This window comes from Metallosphaera sp. D4-4, from assembly GCF_046245145.1.
GTDB lineage: Archaea > Thermoproteota > Thermoprotei_A > Sulfolobales > Sulfolobaceae > Metallosphaera > Metallosphaera sedula.
The window spans coordinates 1,858,233-1,874,895 of record NZ_CP176412.1 but is presented as its reverse complement, the minus strand read 5'-3'; the positions used below and the strand labels follow the sequence as shown (position 1 = coordinate 1,874,895).

General features: G+C 47.9%; 15 protein-coding genes. 8 read left to right on the top strand and 7 right to left on the bottom strand.

All coding sequences use genetic code 11. The features are described 5' to 3' along the window. From ACI49J_RS10110 to ACI49J_RS10095, 4 genes are all read right to left on the bottom strand, one after another. Positions 1–444: a cytochrome c oxidase subunit II gene (locus ACI49J_RS10110; RefSeq protein ID WP_409366358.1), complete on the bottom strand. Its 444-nt coding sequence runs from the start codon at positions 442–444 to the stop codon at positions 1–3. Next, positions 441–1,973 (bottom strand): cytochrome b, encoded by a 1,533-nt coding sequence (locus tag ACI49J_RS10105; protein ID WP_409366357.1) that lies wholly within the window; start codon positions 1,971–1,973, stop codon positions 441–443. The genes ACI49J_RS10110 and ACI49J_RS10105 overlap by 4 nt, the downstream gene beginning before the upstream one ends. Continuing rightward, complete coding sequence (locus ACI49J_RS10100; protein WP_240254182.1) at positions 1,973–2,710, bottom strand: Rieske 2Fe-2S domain-containing protein; 738 nt, start codon at positions 2,708–2,710, stop codon at positions 1,973–1,975. Before ACI49J_RS10100 ends, ACI49J_RS10105 begins: the two co-directional genes overlap by 1 nt. A gap of 106 nt (positions 2,711–2,816) precedes the next feature. Next, on the bottom strand, positions 2,817–3,404 hold the full coding sequence (locus ACI49J_RS10095) for a sulfocyanin (RefSeq protein WP_318552086.1): 588 nt from the start codon (positions 3,402–3,404) through the stop codon (positions 2,817–2,819). 480 nt (positions 3,405–3,884) lie between these two features. On the opposite strand from ACI49J_RS10095, the gene ACI49J_RS10090 reads away from it, so the two are divergent. Both ACI49J_RS10090 and ACI49J_RS10085 read left to right on the top strand, forming a co-directional pair. Beyond that, positions 3,885–6,290 (top strand): cbb3-type cytochrome c oxidase subunit I, encoded by a 2,406-nt coding sequence (locus ACI49J_RS10090; protein WP_409366356.1) that lies wholly within the window; start codon positions 3,885–3,887, stop codon positions 6,288–6,290. Between the two features lie 4 nt (positions 6,291–6,294). Next, on the top strand, positions 6,295–6,855 hold the full coding sequence (locus tag ACI49J_RS10085) for a DUF1404 domain-containing protein (protein ID WP_409366355.1): 561 nt from the start codon (positions 6,295–6,297) through the stop codon (positions 6,853–6,855). Between the two features lie 16 nt (positions 6,856–6,871). Here the strand turns inward: ACI49J_RS10085 and ACI49J_RS10080 are convergent, their stop codons facing one another. Beyond that, entirely contained in the window at positions 6,872–7,414 is a 543-nt protein-coding gene (locus ACI49J_RS10080) for a DUF1404 domain-containing protein (RefSeq protein WP_240254190.1), read from the bottom strand. 279 nt (positions 7,415–7,693) lie between these two features. Beyond that, on the bottom strand, positions 7,694–7,972 hold the full coding sequence (locus ACI49J_RS10075) for a DUF5658 family protein (RefSeq protein WP_240254191.1): 279 nt from the start codon (positions 7,970–7,972) through the stop codon (positions 7,694–7,696). A gap of 161 nt (positions 7,973–8,133) precedes the next feature. Between ACI49J_RS10075 and ACI49J_RS10070 the strand changes: the two genes are divergently transcribed. Both ACI49J_RS10070 and ACI49J_RS10065 read left to right on the top strand, forming a co-directional pair. Continuing rightward, positions 8,134–8,637 (top strand): hypothetical protein, encoded by a 504-nt coding sequence (locus tag ACI49J_RS10070; RefSeq protein ID WP_240254192.1) that lies wholly within the window; start codon positions 8,134–8,136, stop codon positions 8,635–8,637. 126 nt (positions 8,638–8,763) lie between these two features. Further along, complete coding sequence (locus tag ACI49J_RS10065; protein ID WP_409366354.1) at positions 8,764–11,256, top strand: protein kinase domain-containing protein; 2,493 nt, start codon at positions 8,764–8,766, stop codon at positions 11,254–11,256. A gap of 35 nt (positions 11,257–11,291) precedes the next feature. On the opposite strand, the gene ACI49J_RS10060 is transcribed toward ACI49J_RS10065, so the two are convergent. Continuing rightward, positions 11,292–13,319 carry a hypothetical protein gene (locus ACI49J_RS10060; RefSeq protein WP_409366353.1) on the bottom strand — a complete coding sequence of 676 codons (2,028 nt, stop codon included), beginning with the start codon at positions 13,317–13,319 and terminating at the stop codon, positions 11,292–11,294. Positions 13,320–13,569: 250 nt separating this feature from the next. Between ACI49J_RS10060 and ACI49J_RS10055 the strand changes: the two genes are divergently transcribed. From ACI49J_RS10055 to ACI49J_RS10040, 4 genes are read left to right on the top strand one after another with little or no spacing between them, the layout of a single operon-like run. After that, on the top strand, positions 13,570–14,292 hold the full coding sequence (locus ACI49J_RS10055) for an electron transfer flavoprotein subunit beta/FixA family protein (protein WP_240254197.1): 723 nt from the start codon (positions 13,570–13,572) through the stop codon (positions 14,290–14,292). After that, positions 14,289–15,152 (top strand): electron transfer flavoprotein subunit alpha/FixB family protein, encoded by an 864-nt coding sequence (locus ACI49J_RS10050; RefSeq protein WP_240254198.1) that lies wholly within the window; start codon positions 14,289–14,291, stop codon positions 15,150–15,152. The genes ACI49J_RS10055 and ACI49J_RS10050 overlap by 4 nt, the downstream gene beginning before the upstream one ends. Further along, the gene (locus ACI49J_RS10045; protein ID WP_240254199.1) at positions 15,149–16,354 is read left to right on the top strand and encodes an FAD-dependent oxidoreductase; all 1,206 of its coding nucleotides are present in this window, start codon (positions 15,149–15,151) and stop codon (positions 16,352–16,354) included. Before ACI49J_RS10050 ends, ACI49J_RS10045 begins: the two co-directional genes overlap by 4 nt. Further along, on the top strand, positions 16,355–16,618 hold the full coding sequence (locus tag ACI49J_RS10040; protein ID WP_240254200.1) for a ferredoxin family protein: 264 nt from the start codon (positions 16,355–16,357) through the stop codon (positions 16,616–16,618). Positions 16,619–16,663 lie beyond the last annotated feature (45 nt).

Sequence of the window (16,663 nt, the reverse complement as noted above, 5' to 3'; positions counted from 1 at the left end):
TCACCCCGTGGAGTTAGTGACTATCATAACCCCCTTCATGGTGTAGTGACCCGGCCCGCAGAACTCCGCGCACCATATGTTGTAAACTCCAGGTTGGTTAACTAGGACGTAAAGGTCATACGTGTAACCTGGGATCGCCTGCATTTTCATTCCGAGCTGTACTATGTAGAAGGCATGAATCACGTCAGCAGAAGTCAACTGGAACACATAAGGTTTACCTGCCTGAATCACGACCTTGTTGTATGACACGGTCCCGTTAGGGTAGATGAATTCCCACACGTACTGCTTAGCTATTACCTTGATCGGAATTGCGGTCTCGTTGCTGGGAATGTAGGAGCCATGGGAAATGTAACCTAGGTACTGAAACGACAACGCCCCTAGGAACACGAGGATGGCTATGGCAAACACTATTGTGGAAATTTCGGCTATTCTCTCGGCTTTCATTTCTCATCACCCATTAACGAATAGATCAGCACAAGGTAGGACAGAAGGAACATGTTAATCCCTGCGAGTATCCCAAGCTCAAACTGGTCGAGGAAGAGGTTAGTTAACGTGAACATCTTCGCTGTCGTGTAAGCTAGTAGGCCTAGGGTCGCTAAGATGCTCAAGTCAACCCCCAGGGATACTGGTCTCGGCAACGTGATTGTGCTCACTTCCTGAGACCTCGACAAGGCACTCGCTAACCCCAACCTCTTCCCTAGGTTGAACGAGTCGGATCCTGGCCGTGCCCTAGACTGCAACCATCTCAGGGCAGGGAATACTGTGAGGAAGGACAGCAGAAATACCACACCATCTACCTCAATCCCTATGGGTCCTATGTCCCTGCCTGGAGTTAGATATGCCCAAACACTATTAACCACGAAGGAGACGATGAAGCCAACCCCTAAAGCCATGGAAGCGGGTCTCATTACGGGATGGGACGACTCATGTCTGAACACGTACTCGTCCACGAACGGGAATAGGACTGTCACAGCTCCCCATGCCAGGAAAATGAGCGACGCATTTGACGGAGTCACAGACTTATAGAAGAAGTAGATGAACAGGAAATACCAGTCAGGTATTGGGGGAGTCTGCGCAGCCAGTGCGGGATTATACTCTGGCATAATGTACTTGATCGTTGAGCCGTCAACCGCGATCTGGAACGGGAAAGCTGAGGCTATCAGGAAGATCGCTCCAAACGTCATTAACATGGTAACTACTATGATCCCAAAGGTTCTGGTCAGGGGCTGAAGTTTCCAATTCGGGTCATTCCTAAGCTTGTCTTGGTAATCATCTATGAGCTCGGATCTCCCCTTCTCCTTGCTTAGGGGTGGGGTTATGCCATGCTTCTCGAATATGTAAAGGTGAAGCCCGAGCACCATAGCTATTAGGGCCCCAACTATCCAGTGGAACACAAAGAACCTATCCACAAGGGGATCTACCCCGCTCGCAATCCCCGGTAGTTGGGGTAGAAGGGTCATGGCAGCTATTAGGTTACTTAAACCTAGGGGCATGTAGGTGAAGAGGTTCAGTCCAGTCGTGGTTGCGGTCCAGGAGATTAAGTTGTAAGGAAGCGAGTAGCCTAGGTAAGCCTCAGTCAACGTTAACCCTGCGAGCACTGTTCCCACCACCCACATAATTTCCCTGGGTTTCCTGTACGCTCCCACCAGAAAGTTCCTAGTCATGTGGACCAGAAGGAGAAATACCATGGCGTAAGCTCCCCAGCTGTGGAGGCTAAAGAGGAGAGCCCCTAGGGGAACGCTTGATATCAAGTAGGAGGTTGAGGCATAGGGATCAGCTGGAACGTAATATAGGGCTACAAGCATCCCAGTTATAACCTCAAACATGAAGGATGCTAAGACAAAGGAACCCAACCAAAAATCAAGCCTGTACGCGTAACGCGGAGCTTGCCTTATGGTGTGACCATATAGGCCTGTCCTCTCGTCGAGCCACTCCAGGACCCTGTCAAGCCAGGTCCCTTCCTGTTCCTCCATTAACTCACCCTCACACATGCAGGGTTTGAGGGTACCGAGTAACTGTACCTAGGGTCGTAGATCAAGTTATCCCTTGGCCTTCTCCTGGGCACAGCCTCAGAGAAGTACGGGGCATTCGTCCCCACGGCATAAATGTCGCCAGTTGTTTCATCGTATTCTAGAAGAACCATTGGAAGGGGCCTAGGAGCTGGGCCACCTACCACTATTCCACCCTGATCCAGTTGATACATGGAACCGTGACACGGACAGTGCAGGATTGAGGTTGAAGGATTTAGTCCAGGGTCGCTAGAGCTTGAGACTAGGGCCTGTGCTGGAAGCTGACATCCTAGATGCACACAAACTGCGGAAAAGGCGCATATCGAGTTCTTTGGTCCAACTCCCACAATGTCCTTAAAGTTGGTGTTAATCCTGAACTGGTTAGCGTAGGGGTTCTTGAACTCCACATCCTTCATGTTGTTTAGCTTGTTAAAGTCCACGAGAAAGCACGGCTCATCCGTGAGAGGATACGTAAAGAAGTAAACCGGACAGCTTCCCTGGAGCTGGCTTATGTTGGCTACCTTGTATCTAGGAAACCCCTCTAATCCCTGCGAGTTGTTGGTCACGAGATACTTAGGCGAAATGGACTTCAGCTCTCCGTAATAGTAACCCATGTAATCTAGAACAGGGGTAATCAGGGGAGAGACCGCAATGGCCCCTCCCAGGATAAGACTCAACCTAAGAAAGTCCCTTCTGTCCAATTCCCTCCACTATGATATTAACAGCATTGAGTTACCTTTATGTATTCTATTAAAACTTTACTATATTTGAGTTTTAAATAAGAAAAAATTAATCATTATAAATTCGCTACCCCACGGCGTAAGGGGCAGTGACGTTCTGGGATACGACGAGATTGACCCACATCCCCGATTCTGCGTGACCTGAAATTCCACAAGCTAGCCAATACGTTCCGGGGGCCATGGGTCCGTAAACACCCACCGCAGTCTGACCAGAGGAAAGTCCCTGAAGCGTATAGGCTGACGAAGTGGTCCCTACGTAAAGCAATATTTTCCCATCGCTGGCCAAGTCTGCTGCGTTGGGAGTGGCAGTGTTGTTCATGACCAGGAGGAGGTTGTGTTGAAGTGACTCCTGGTTGGTGAACTCTACCTCGACGTTATAACCGGCGGGTATGTAAATCGTCATCTGCCCGAAAGAAGTTCCATTGAGGTTGAAGGTAGACGCTGAAGATAATGCGACCAGTGATATGACCACTGTCTTATTTGACGAGATAACCGGGAGTGTCACCTTTGTGGGTCCTGAGCTCGTGGTATTAGTAGTGGAGGGAGAGGAGAGGGTGTGGAATTGATAAATTGAAATGATAGCTGCAGACAATACTACCACAGCCACTATGAAAGCTACGACATAGGAAAACATGGGAGAGACTGCCTTACTCATACGAAATCATCATGATAGTTCACTTTTCTATTTTATAAGCATTTTTTCAAATGTTCCGCAATTCCAGAAAAACTGGTGTTTGAGCAGATCGCTTACGACTAGTACGTGAAGAATTAGAAGGTAACGAGAAAAGCGTCGCACTTTGATGGAAACTAGCGCAGATCTGAGTCAAGGCTAGCTTAACCTTCCCAAGACAGGTAATGAAGACGACACATATCAGCAAATTTGCCCTAAATAGCCAGAGGGTTGTGGCGGTCAGAATCTGTACTGCTCATTTATACTGGAAAAAAGTAGGTAAGGATGTTTAATGAACAAAGTTAACTAAATAATAAAATATTTCTAAAAATTTTGACCATTTAAAAGAACTAAGGTTCAAACTATAAAAGCTTTTTCATTTTTTTATGATGGAAATACCAGATTAATGAAAAATATATATGTAAACATTAATTCCCGTTAAATGAATTTGTCATTGAGAATACGATGGGAAAGTTAGGCAGAATTAAGGAAAATCTTAAGATAGCCCTAACCACTACAAGTGCCCACGACATAGGAATCATGTACATTGTGCTAGGTATAATAAGTCTTATCACAGGTTCCGCTTACGCAGCGCTGATCAGGGATCAACTAACGTTGAATAACGTGGGTGCGGTTGACTACTATAATGCCGTGTCTCTACACGGCATATTTATGATCTTCTTCATGGTGATGCCGATCTCGACTGGTTTCGCTAACTACCTAGTTCCTAGAATGATTGGTGCGCACGATCTGTACTGGCCCAAGATAAATGCCCTGTCCTTCTGGATACTGGTACCGGCAGTCTTCATGAGCATAATTGCGCCCCTGTTCGGGCCCATAAACACTGGATGGTATATGTATGCGCCTCTGAGCACAGACCTTCAGGTAAACGGAGGTTTCGGCGTTACCCTCGTTGAGGTAGCGTTAATGATAGCGGGGGTATCTTCTACTCTTACGGGCATAAATTTCCTTATGACAATCCTTAGACTGAGGAAAATCCCCTTCTTCAAGATGTCTCTTTTCACTTGGTCATGGTTTGCGACCTCTATTCTTCTAATGGTAGCCCTGCCACCCTTAACAGCAGGTCTAGTCATGGCGTTTCTGGAGAGGATGTGGAACCTTCCGTTCTTCAACGCTGCCCTTGGTGGAAACCCACTCCTGTGGCAGAACGTATTCTGGTTCTTCGGACACCCGGAGGTATATATTCTCATTTTGCCAGCCATGGGGCTGGTTGGTGAGGTTCTTCCAAGGGCCGTGGGAAGACAGATTTACGGATATAAGGCGTTAGCCCTATCGTCAATGGCAATAGCCTTCCTGTCAGTTCTGGGAGTTTGGATGCATCATATGTTCACAGCAATAGATAGCGATGTGGTAAGGGAGATAGCTGCGGCAACAACCATGGCCATTGCCATACCCTCTGGAGTTAAGGTGGTGAACTGGACTATTACCTTCTATGGAGGGAAAGTTAGGTTCTCAGCCCTAACCATAGGAATGATAGGTTTCATCACGCTGTTCCTTGTGGGTGGAATCACTGGAGTCTTCTTCCCGCTTATACCTGTGGACCTAGCCTTCAACGGCACCTATCTAGTGGTGGGACATTTCCATTACATGGTCTTTGCCATACTCGTGGGTTTGTTAAGCGGTTTGCTCTATTATTTCCCATACTTCACTGGGAAGTGGTTTGATCAGGAACTGGCCAGGACCTCAATGTTCATGATAGTTGTTGGGGCTTTCGTTGTAGCCACGGGAATGAGTATTGACGGAGTTCTAGGCATGCCCAGGAGATACGCCGTGGTGCCGGCCCCCATCTATCAGCCCTTCCAGAATCTAGTCACGGTAGGAGGTTTCGTGGAGGGGATTGGTCTACTGCTAGCCTTCGGGACTCTACTCTACGCCTGGGTTAGGGGGCCTCCTGTTAAGAACCTGGATCCCTGGAATTCAGAACAGCTCATAGGGATACCAGACTTCACGCTCAGGCCCGTTGCCCTACCGCTATCCTTTGGGAAGGAGATGGATGGCACAACTCCTGAGCATAGGCATGGCTCCTATTTCCCTTCACTGTTGGGGTTGTTGTTGTGCTTCCCACCACTGGGCTTCATGTTAATCCTAGCAGGTATAACTGTCCCCGGAATTTTCATGGTTTTAGCCTTCATAGGAGTGGGACTGGCTTGGCTGTATAACGATTACTTCAGGCAAATTAAGCCGATGCCAGAGCTTGGTGGTTTCGGCCTAACCAAGATGGCTAGCTCAACGCCAACTGGGGCCACTGGCGCCTTGGGAGGGGTTGAGAACCCAACAATCCAGGAGAACGGGGTTGAGATTGCCAGGAGGGCAAAGACGCCTGTCCTCTTCTTCATCATAGCTGAGATATTCCTCTTTGGAAGCTTCATAGGCGGTTACATCTACGACGTGAACGAGACTCCGACGGTAGCTAGCCTACCAAGGTTAGCCGTGGATTGGTATCCTCTTCCCCTGATCATGACAGTGGTTCTACTATCAAGTTCAATTCCAGCCCATCTCGCGTATCATAACTTCCTAAAGGGTAGGATCAAGACATTCAAGATACTGGGTACATTGACTGCCCTGATGGGATTCTCGTTCCTCATGGGACAGGTATACGAGTTCACGCACATAGTCAAGTTCACTCCACAACAGGACGTATACTCAGCGTTCTTCTTCACCATAGTGTCACTCCACGCATTTCACGTTATAATGGGACTAGTTCTCTGGGCAATTACCCTACTTAGGACTAGGATCACTGTTCCATACCAGCTATCCACAGGTGCATCCTACTACTGGCACTTCGTTGACGCTGTATGGGTGGTCGTATTCACCATGCTCTACCTGCAATTACCAATTTATCACCCGTGAGTTTATGAAAGGGAAGACTCTTTTTTTGGGAATTTTCCTTGTATTACTGATAGTTAACCCACTTTTTGAGGAAATATATGGAAAAAATGCCGTGCTCTACATGGCCTCCCATTACGCCCTGTTTGCCTTGGGAATGTGGATTGGCTTGGCTATGGTCTCGAGGAAATATTGGGTGGGTAAGCTAGTTGTGGGCTCCGGATTAGCGGTACTGGCTCACATACCCTTGATATTTGATGTTTCCGCATATAGTGAACCAGTGAGACTGATCCTGGAGCTAGGCTTGGTACTAGGAGGCTTCCTAGTTGGCTCCTCATTTCAGGCGGGAGGTAACATGGTAGGTTATACCTTGTTGGGAGGATGGATGGCTGGGGACACGGCCCTCTCAATCGCTTTCCTTCTTGGTGACAGCGGGTATACCTTCCCCTCCTCTCCCTATCCCACGTGGCAAATCAAGGATGCTGGGATGTTCATGTTCCTTCTAATGAATGTTGTGGCTTTCTTCATTATCATGAGGATCTTTATAAGATTCCTTGAGAAGGGCGAGCTATACCCTGAGAGTAGATGATACAAGATGTGCACCATCATAGTCCTCTTAACACACTTCTAAAGGCAAGATATATCACGGTGGCTAATATTACGTTCATCGCCACTATCATGAAAATCCCAGCTAAGGGGAGAGACTCAGGAGAATAAGGGGAGAAAGGATAAACCTTATTGCTGTACTCGGGGCTTCCAATGACTAGAAGAATACTAAGCACAGTATCTCCCAACATGTAAAGGGCGAAGAGGCTAATCTTACTCCACTGTGGAAGGGTGTGTATGGACGAGCCCAAGAGGAAACCACCTAAGAGTAGTGAAACGTCTAGAAGGACCCTAAACTCAAGGATTCCCGCCCCCAGGGAGAAGGGTAAGGGCAGGTGCCAGAATATCACGGGGACCACTCCAATAACAGAAAATTTCCAGTCGTTCCTTAAGAGAAGGTATCCCAGTATGAAGCCTGAGGAAACAACGGCGTAATGCGACAACATATACGCAGTTGCCGAGTGAAATTCGAGTTCCTCAGTCACGGGGTTCAACCCTACGACGGCAAGTATTAGACCCAATGCGAGCATCTTCTTGTTCATCAATCAAGATTTGGGCCTGGGGTTTAAAACATAGGCATAAATTAGTAATTTATTCTTCCCAGAATATAATCTCTTTTCATTAGAAAAGAGTTTAATATTTTCCATCGTTCATGGGTTATAGGATTAAAATAAATATTAATAACGACGAAATATCATATCAACTTTATAACTTATTATATCTAAGACCCGCGTATTCTTTAAAACTTTTAATCTACTAACTTATCTACTTGTAAATATTCGTGGAATACATGCGTATGAAGTCCTTCAGAGCAAGTCTCCCTAGAGGAGTGTCAACATATTGGATAAATCGGCTATTGCGAACAAGCCAACTAAAACCAGCGCAGGTAAAATTACGGCCCTTTTTACCAGGAAAGCCGAGCCCACAATTGCCACAACCTTTAGTAGAGTCATCACTAGGAGCAGGGTCAACGGATTTCCTTGGAGTAAGTGAAGTAACGCGTTCTGTTCCGTGTATCCTGCCTGAACGCCCACATAGGTAGTAAGAATATCAATTAGTCCTAGACCGCCAAGTAATGGAAGCAGTATTCTCTGAATCATAGGTTATTATTGATATCTAAAATTAAAAGTTGCATATGTTTAAGTTTATCGTTATATATAGAAACAACTAAAGAAGTAGACTCTTTTATACATTTATCCACATATCAACATAAAGTTTATTACCCATATTTTGTTAATAGGTATAATAATGGTGAAAAAGTTTGAACACTGGTCTAAAGATAGGTGAGGTTGTAGCCATAGTGCTTATCGCAGGGGCTCTCTCCCTGGGATTCTTGGGAGGGAATGTGAATGCTCAGGTTCCCTCAATCCCATCGGTCTCGGTCCTTGATCATTACACTGGCTTAAGTTGGTCGCTCGTTAGCTCATTCAAGGGAGTTGCGGATAGTTCTCCCACCGCATTCTTGCAGAGTTTCGGATCGTATGCGATATCCTACGCTAATCTCACTGATAGTGGAGGAGATCTGCTCACAGTCCTTCAAGTTTACTTCCCGTCAGCCCACTCCGCATTATCCTACCTCGAATCGGTGGCTCCCTCAAGCCCTCAGTTGATAAATGGTGTATGGGTCTCCACGTATTCACTGGGCCAAACGGAGATAATCTACATGGTTAGCGGATCACATTTCGTTCAGATTTCATACGTGGGTAGCTCTGGTGCCCTGCCAAGCCCTAGTTCCTTGGAGGAACTTGGGTTGTCCTTGATCTAGCAAGATCTTTAGTATCTTTCCTTTATTGCTCCAATTCCACTTTTTACTTTTCTCGAGAGGTAGATCGTATCATAGTTATGGAGAAGTTAAAAAAGGTTTGGCGGATCAATACCCAAGGGAAATATTGTGGAGAGACCAACGTTCAGGGCTATCTCAGTAATCTACATCTTATTTGTTACCTATCTGCTTATCTTCTTCGTTATAGATTCTCGCCTTTCCATATATGACCTGTTAATTGGTCTCTCAATCCCACTTTCATGTATACCCCTAGCCCTCCCTAGAGCAAATCTTTACGTTGTTCCCGTGTATTCAATAACCCTATTCATACTTCCTCTGCTTCTTGATCCCTCGAATCTGGATTTAGCGATTGCAACCTTGTTAGCTATTTCGTCGCTTGGACTGGCCTTATCCGCTGGTGATTTTAGGAGATTAGTTTTAGTACCCTTCATAGCCTTTCTGGTCATATTTGGTATTTCCTATTCCGTCGCAGGAATTATTCTAGTTAGTTCAGGGGTATATTCATGGTTTCCGTTTGTAGCTGGGACACCTCTCTTCATATCTCCTGTCATGAAACTTGTTCAAAGCAGGTGGAACGTTGTGCCGGCCATTGCACTGGTTCTTGTTTCACAGTCCCTAGAGAGCGGCCTTAATTTCTTGGGCGTGAGTCTTACAAGTTTCCTTTCAATATCCTTGGTCTCGGTGATCCTTTGGGGAGTTTTGACCTTCCTTGTGTCAGTTCCTATCCTGGCTCTGGGCTTCAAGAGATCAGTTCCTCTGATATTCTTGGGACTATCGGCGTTAGTGTATCTTCTTGGTCCTACACAACTGGCGTTCCTCCCCCTTCAAGCAGGATCAGTAAGCATAGTGAGTAGAGAGGACAACAAGGAACTAGAGGTAAAGGCTGAGGGAAACAAGATAGTAGTGAGGTTTCGTCCAAGGGGGATGAAGACTACCCTTCTTGTGGATTCTCTCCCTCAGAAATTCTCATGTAACAATTCGGAGTGCATCTCGACCATATTCACACGTCCGGGATCCCATGAAGTAAAGCTATGTTTTGCTGGAGAGTGCATCTCACAGAATATCATCACCACTCAGCACGTAGCTTCAACGCCCATCAGAATAGAAAGTATGGTGAACGGTAATAAGTTGAACATAGTGGTGAAGGTTACTGGTAAGGTTAACTCGCTTGAGGTATCAGTTAATGGGGAGCCAGTGAAACTTCAGGAGAACGGGAGGGAATTCACTGGAGAGTACTTGATTCCAGCTCCAGGGAAATATGTAGTGGAGGCAACGGCAAGTATCAGAAATAACACCATTTCAGTGTCAAGGGAGGTTGAAGTCAAGTCCCTAAATCTAGAAATCAATCTTAAGGTTGATCAAAGATGGCCTGATTTGATTATTACAGCTGAAACTATTGTGGACGGTTCTAAATCCCCTGTAGATAAGATAAGGATAAGGGTAAATGACGAAGATCTCTCCTTCAATAACCCAGAGGCTGGAGTCTACACCGCGACGGTCACATCCCTAGAAGGGAAGACCTATGAAGTTGTGGTGGAGGCTCAAAAGGGCGAGATAACTAGGGTAGAGAGAAGGAAAGTGACCATATCTCCGCCTCTTCTCAGCTCCTGGGATCCCAAGATCTGGATAGGGAGGACTATCTACGGTTACGACGTGGAGAGCATTCTAGGCATTGGGGGAACCTCGTATGTGCTTCTAGGGAGGAGGGAGAACAAGAAGTATGCAATAAAGATAGCCAACGTTTCTCCTTCATCCTCAAGTTCCTCAACTAGGCTAGGAATCTCTACGTTCTCTGACCTCAGTAAGGAATCGTCAAAACTCCAGGAGATATCTGAGCGCTCCAATGACATCGTTAAACTGTATGGGGTCTACGCTGACGTTAATACCATCAGGGAGATCCTGGAGGGAAAGTCCTTCCTATACCTTACCAATCCCCCTGCTATAGTCATGGAGCTAATGACCGGCGGGACAGCGGAGGACCTAGTGAAGAAGGAGGCAGTGTTTCTCTCATCCAATTGGCCCTCCGTGGTAAGGATTATCTTCATGAGTACAGCGAGGGCACTCTCAGTGGTTCACAGCGAGAACTACGTTCACCTAGACGTTAAGCCCAGGAATATCTTTTTCAGTGAACCGCCAGGGAACACTGGTGGAGAAGTTCTGAACAATCTGGTTAACGGGAAGACTGCGGTAAAACTTGGGGACCTGGGTTCTGCGAGGAGGAGAGGAGAGAGGATCACCGAATATACAGCTGAGTACTGCCCTGTGGATCAAGTTGAGGACATGTTATTGGGAAGAGGTGCCAGGCCAGACATGGACGTTTTCGCGCTAGGGGCAACAATTTACAGGTTAATAAACGGGACTTCACTTAATCCGCCAGAGGTGGTCAGGGAAATGGACGGAGCTGTCGACGCTTTTCTGAGGAGGGGAGACTTTAGGGCTAACCTAGATAGGGCGAGGAGGGCATATTCTGCAGTCCATTCTAGTTTAAGATTGAGCAGGTTCCATGAAGTCGAGGGTCTGGTGAAGAAAATGACGGATCCTGATCCGACAAGGAGACCTTCCATACAGGAGGTTCTTAACGAGTTAAATGCGATAAAGTGAGGAAAAGTTTCAACTGGATACTCAAGGAAAACGACTTATCTTACCTTTAATCCTATAATTATTGCTACGGCTAGGAAGATTATGAGAGTTATTACCTTGACATAGAAAGATGATATAGTTAGTATCTGTGCAGGTTGAGTTGTAGAATTCTCACCAAGAGAACTAACGTTAGAGGATGGTGGGATAGTGGTTCTTGTTAGGTTGACAGTATTTCTCGTAACGTTTTGACTCTTCGTGAAAATAACCGTGAGCGATGAGTTGAGCGGGACCACCACCTTCAAGGGGTAGGTCACGTTATAGCCATTGGGCGGTGAAACCTTAACGTAGTACAAGCCTGGATATAGGTAGAGGGTAGAATTTCCAGTCACGTTGTAGGGCGTTCCGTTCAGGTTAAGGGTGAACGGGATTTGGCTTTCCACGCGTAGCGGGAACCTCTCCTCGGTGAAGTTGATCTCGACGTAGAGCGAGACGTTACGATATGTCCTCCCGTTCAAGGTCACCGCGTTAGAGGAGGGGGTTACGGTTACCTGTCCCTGAGAAAGTTGACCAGTTATGACCTTGACGGTGTAGTTGTAGTATTCTGGAGGGATTACGCTGAACCCGTAAACTCCCACAGACTCGCTCAGGACCACTAGTCCCGTCGAGTTCACGAGGTGACCGTCTATCTCCAGGCTCCAGTAAGGCGCACCGAAGCCCACGATCAGGAGAGTGTAAAGCGATTTGACTGGGGTAAGGAGTAGGGTCGAATTGGTGGGAGAGATCTCCCCCGTGATCACGTTGTACCCGGGCTCAGGCCTCACGGTGAAGGTGTACTCTCCTGACGGGAGGGTCAGAACTAGGGTTCCCGTGACGTTAACTTCAACGTTGCCCAGCTCGAGGACCCAATACCCTGGGTAGTTCAGGGTTATGGAGGCCGTGAAGCCGGGAGACGAGGCAGAGTACACGTATACCTGGTCGTTGACCAAGGTGTACAGGAGGATCCCTCCCTGTAATGGGATGAAGCCCTCCAGGTTACCCTGGATCGGGGTAGAGGACACCTCTCCCGTGAAGAGGTTCATCTCCTCAAGGCCTTGCGACAGGAGGTAGGCTGTCCCCTGGCTCTCGTATAGGAGGGATGAGGCCGAGAAGGTGATTGAGGACACCTGGGTTGAGCCCCTCACGACGTAGGTCTGATCGCCAGACACAACGTAGGTCAAGTTGAAGGGTCCAGGAATCGCGAGTTGACCCGGTGATGGGAGCGGGATCACGGAGACGCTGGAGGAGGCTATCACTAGGCTAGAGCCGTTCAGGATGAGGGCAGTGTTTCCTTCTATCCAGGCAGAGTTAACCTCGGTTAGGCCAGGGACGTACAAGACCTTGCCCGAATCGGTGATGATGTAGGACTGAGGACCCTCGATTATTAGCCCACCATGTACCTCGATGAGCTTACCTGCAGACGAAACGAGAGTCGTGGGGGGACCTGATAGGAGGGTTCCAGAGTACACGAAGAGTTGTTCCAGGCTGACCTGTACTACTCCCCCGTTAACCGACCATATCAAAAGGTTGGCACTATCCTCAGTGGAGTTCAGCATTTTCACCCCAACTTTCCCCTGCCCTAGGTAATCGCTAACGCCCACGAATTTCCCGGTACTCATGTTAAGGGCTGTGACGGAAGACCCAGAACTAGAGTTATACTCCAGGAATAGGTAATCCCCTACGTTCCCCACAAGCGTGTAGTTCGTGGAGATCGGAATCTCAATCTCCCTATTGTTCACCACGTTAAGGACCCACATCCTCAGGAAAGGCGTTTCGTTCACGACCACATACCCCTCAATCACTACATAATCCCCCTCTAGTCCCGCACTTCCAATCACCCCTTGCCCCACCAGGACCGGACTAGTGTTCTCCCAGACATACACGTCTCCCTGAAAGCATCCAACCATGTAATTTTCGTTTGTAACATTGGAGTGGAACACCCCCTTCACACTCTGCACGTTATATATCACGTTCTGGATAAGGGCCTGCGAACTGGTTAGCGGAACCAAGGCGAACAACAAAAGGGCAACGAGTAGAACTACTCTCATTTTAACTCCCTTATTACACCGCTTTTTTAACCTTGTCCTAACTTCCGCGACGATTAAACCTACTCAATGTCCTCCTCAATCTCCCTTCTCCAGGAGAACAGAAACAATACTGAAATAGTACAGTCGTGACGCGTGGTGATTTAGTCATAACACCTTAATTCATTTAGAGCAATGTTCTGTAATTATATGATTCTATATATCATTGAACTCCAAAGATACTAATTTATGTTTCCCTAGGGTAGTTATTATCATGTCAGTAGTCGCTTGTTTCAAAGTGGTACCAGACGATACGTCTGTTCGCGTTATAGGCGGGAAAGTCGAGACAAACGTTCCCGTCAAGATAAGCACCTACGATAAGAACGCTATTGAGGAGGCCGTCAGACTAAAGGAGAAGCTGGGATGGAAGGCCATAGGGGTTACAGTCGGTAATACTGACAGGAAGAGCATTAGGGACGCCCTCTCCATGGGTTTGGACGAGGTTGTGGCAATATCCACAGGTTACCTAGACGTAGCAGGGACGGCCATGGCACTTGCCGAGACCGTGAGGGGGATATCACCCAAGCTTGTGTTAATGGCTGAAACCACTACTGACAGCAGTACTTCTGCGCTTCCCCCTTACCTAGCACAACTGTTGGGTTATCCTCTCATCTCTTACGCTAGGTCTCTCACGATTCACGACTCAACAATCACGGCAGAGAGGAGTGTAGGTGACGTAGAGGTCGTTGAGGCACCACTCCCAGCCGTGGTGTCTGTGACCGGGGAAATTAACACACCTAGGACGCCCTCAGTGAAGCAAATAATGGAGTCGGCGAAAAAACCTGTGAAGCAGGTCAATTTCTCGTCTCAACCCTTAGCTGAACTGGTTGAAGTACAACCCTTCGTCACATCGAGGAAGAAGGTAATAATCGAGAAACCCATGGCTGAGGCCGTGGATCAGCTCATAAACTACCTGAAGGGGGAGGGAGTGCTATGAGAATCCTAGTCGTCTCAGAGGACCCAGACTTCTTCAGATCCTCTTCATGGATCGCGCAGCAAATCGGAGGTGAAATACTTGGGATCCATCCCTCGGAGAGCAGGTATGTGGACAAGTTGTTCATTCCAACCCTGGAGGGAGCGTGGGAACTACCCCTCTCCGAGTTCGCATATACCCTAAAGCCTGATGTAGTGATAGCTGGAGGTACCAAGAGGGATAGAACCTTCGCCTTCTCGCTTGCGGGTAAGCTCAAGGCCTCGGTCGCCTCAGATGTTATGGAGGCCAAGTTCGAGGGACAGTCCCTTCTGGTAAAGAGACCAGTTTACAGCGGTGTGGGAATAGCCACCCTCAGGCTCAAGTTGCCCGCAGTTATCACGGTTCAAAAGAACACAATGGAGCCTAACCTCCTCAAGGGGGAGGTAGAGAAGGTTATCTTGCCTAGCTCCAGTGTTGTCTTGAAGGAAAGGAAGCCTGCACAACAATCGGTTAGTCTTGACAAGGCCAAGATAATCGTGTCAGTGGGAAGGGGAATGGGATCCAAGGAAAACGTCAAGTATGCCGAGGAATTGGCCAAGTTGTTGAATGGAGCAGTGGGAGGTAGCAGGCCTGTGACTGCGGAGATGGGTTGGCTCCCTGAGGACAGGCAAATAGGCCTATCAGGGAACAAGGTTAGGCCTCAGCTCTACATAGCCCTGGGAATTTCAGGACAGCCTCAGCATATAGCCGGGATCAGGGACTCGAAGATAATAGTGGCAGTCAACAAGGATAAGAATGCCCCGATTGCCGAGAACTGCGATTACCTAGTCGTGGGGGACGCAATTGAGTTCTGTAAGGTAATGATCGGGAGGCTTTCAAAATGAGCTTTGATGCAGACGTTATAGTTGTGGGCGGAGGCCTCGCTGGCCTATCAGCTGGGATAACCGCGAACAGGGAAGGTCTGTCCATCCTAATCCTGGAAAGAGGTGAGTACTCGGGAGCAAAGAACGTTAGCGGGGGGAGAATGTACGTTCACGCTCTCAAGAGTCTAGTTAACATTGAGGAGGCTCCTCTCGAGAAGCCCATCGTTAGGGAGACGTACGAAATTGCCTGCGGGGAGAAGAGACTCACCTTCTCTTTTTACGATCCAAACACTAGGAACAGTTACTCGGTGTTGAGAGCTAAGTTTGATCCATGGCTCGCAAAGAAGGCAGAGGAGGAGGGGGTTTTGGTTATGTATGAGACCTTGGTTCATGATGCAGTGAGGGAGAATCAGGGTATCACCGTGAGAACCAATAGGGGAGATCTTAGGGCTAAGTTAGTGATTGAGGCAGATGGGGTGACCGCAGGCGTGTCTAGGTACCTAGGACTGAGGAGTCTCTCCCCTGACTCACTCATGCTGGGAGTAAAGGAAGTGATAAAGCCTGACAACGTTCCTGAGGAGGGTGAGGCGAGGGTACTAGTGGGGTACCTGAACGGCCTACTGGGAGGTGGTTTCATGTACGTGAACAAGGACACTTTGTCGATAGGTGCCACAGTCAAGGTCAATTCCCTGCAGAAAGAGAGAGTCTTGGCCAGGGATATAGTGGAGGATCTAAGAACCAAACTGGGAGTTGAGGGTGAAATACTTGAGTATTCGGCTCACCTTATCCCCTACTATGGTTATACTAAGCTTCCCCCTCTTACCGCACCTAACCTGCTCGTTACAGGTGACGCGGCGGGTTTCCTGATTAATGACGGATTTGTCATAAGGGGAATGGATCTGGCCATTGGGTCAGGGATTGTGGCCGGGAGGGCTGCCAAAAAGATACTGGATCTAGGGGATCTCTCTAACACGAAAATTTATGAGGATATGCTCCAGGAATCCTTCGTGATGAAGGACCTTAAGACGGCCAGCAGGGCTTTTCAGCTCATGAATAACGAGAGGTTGTTCAGAGTCTACCCAGAACTGTTCTGCAGGGTCCTTTCAAGAATGTTCACAGTGGAGGGAGAGAGGAAGACTCTCATGACCGTCTTCCAGGAGGAAGTGAAGAGGGATGGTCTCACCCTGACGCAGGTAGTGAGGGACTTGACGAAGGTGATGTGATTGGATCTAGTTAAGAGGCTTTCACTCAATAAGTATCGAGTGGACAGGGAACCACATATTAAGGTTAACATAGAGGTATGCAGGACCTGTGCCGAAAAACCCTGCGTTAAGGTGTGTCCTGCCGGAACCTATGAGAGATCAGGTGACGTTATAGAAGTACATTACGAGAGGTGTCTCGAGTGTGGTGCAGCCCTCGTAGCCTGTCCCTTCGGTGCCATATCCTTCAAGTTCCCTGAGGGAGGAGTTAGCTTCAGGTATGGTTAGCTTCAGGGACGGTTCATTGCTATTTATAACTTGCATTTGTATCTT

Coding starts and splice junctions, on each gene's coding strand:
- ACI49J_RS10110 (WP_409366358.1), bottom strand. CDS start 444: ATGAAAGCCGAGAGAATAGCCGAAATTTCCACAATAGTGTTTGCCATA.
- ACI49J_RS10105 (WP_409366357.1), bottom strand. CDS start 1,973: ATGGAGGAACAGGAAGGGACCTGGCTTGACAGGGTCCTGGAGTGGCTC.
- ACI49J_RS10095 (WP_318552086.1), bottom strand. CDS start 3,404: ATGAGTAAGGCAGTCTCTCCCATGTTTTCCTATGTCGTAGCTTTCATA.
- ACI49J_RS10090 (WP_409366356.1), top strand. CDS start 3,885: ATGGGAAAGTTAGGCAGAATTAAGGAAAATCTTAAGATAGCCCTAACC.
- ACI49J_RS10085 (WP_409366355.1), top strand. CDS start 6,295: ATGAAAGGGAAGACTCTTTTTTTGGGAATTTTCCTTGTATTACTGATA.
- ACI49J_RS10080 (WP_240254190.1), bottom strand. CDS start 7,414: ATGAACAAGAAGATGCTCGCATTGGGTCTAATACTTGCCGTCGTAGGG.
- ACI49J_RS10075 (WP_240254191.1), bottom strand. CDS start 7,972: ATGATTCAGAGAATACTGCTTCCATTACTTGGCGGTCTAGGACTAATT.
- ACI49J_RS10060 (WP_409366353.1), bottom strand. CDS start 13,319: ATGAGAGTAGTTCTACTCGTTGCCCTTTTGTTGTTCGCCTTGGTTCCG.
- ACI49J_RS10055 (WP_240254197.1), top strand. CDS start 13,570: ATGTCAGTAGTCGCTTGTTTCAAAGTGGTACCAGACGATACGTCTGTT.
- ACI49J_RS10050 (WP_240254198.1), top strand. CDS start 14,289: ATGAGAATCCTAGTCGTCTCAGAGGACCCAGACTTCTTCAGATCCTCT.
- ACI49J_RS10045 (WP_240254199.1), top strand. CDS start 15,149: ATGAGCTTTGATGCAGACGTTATAGTTGTGGGCGGAGGCCTCGCTGGC.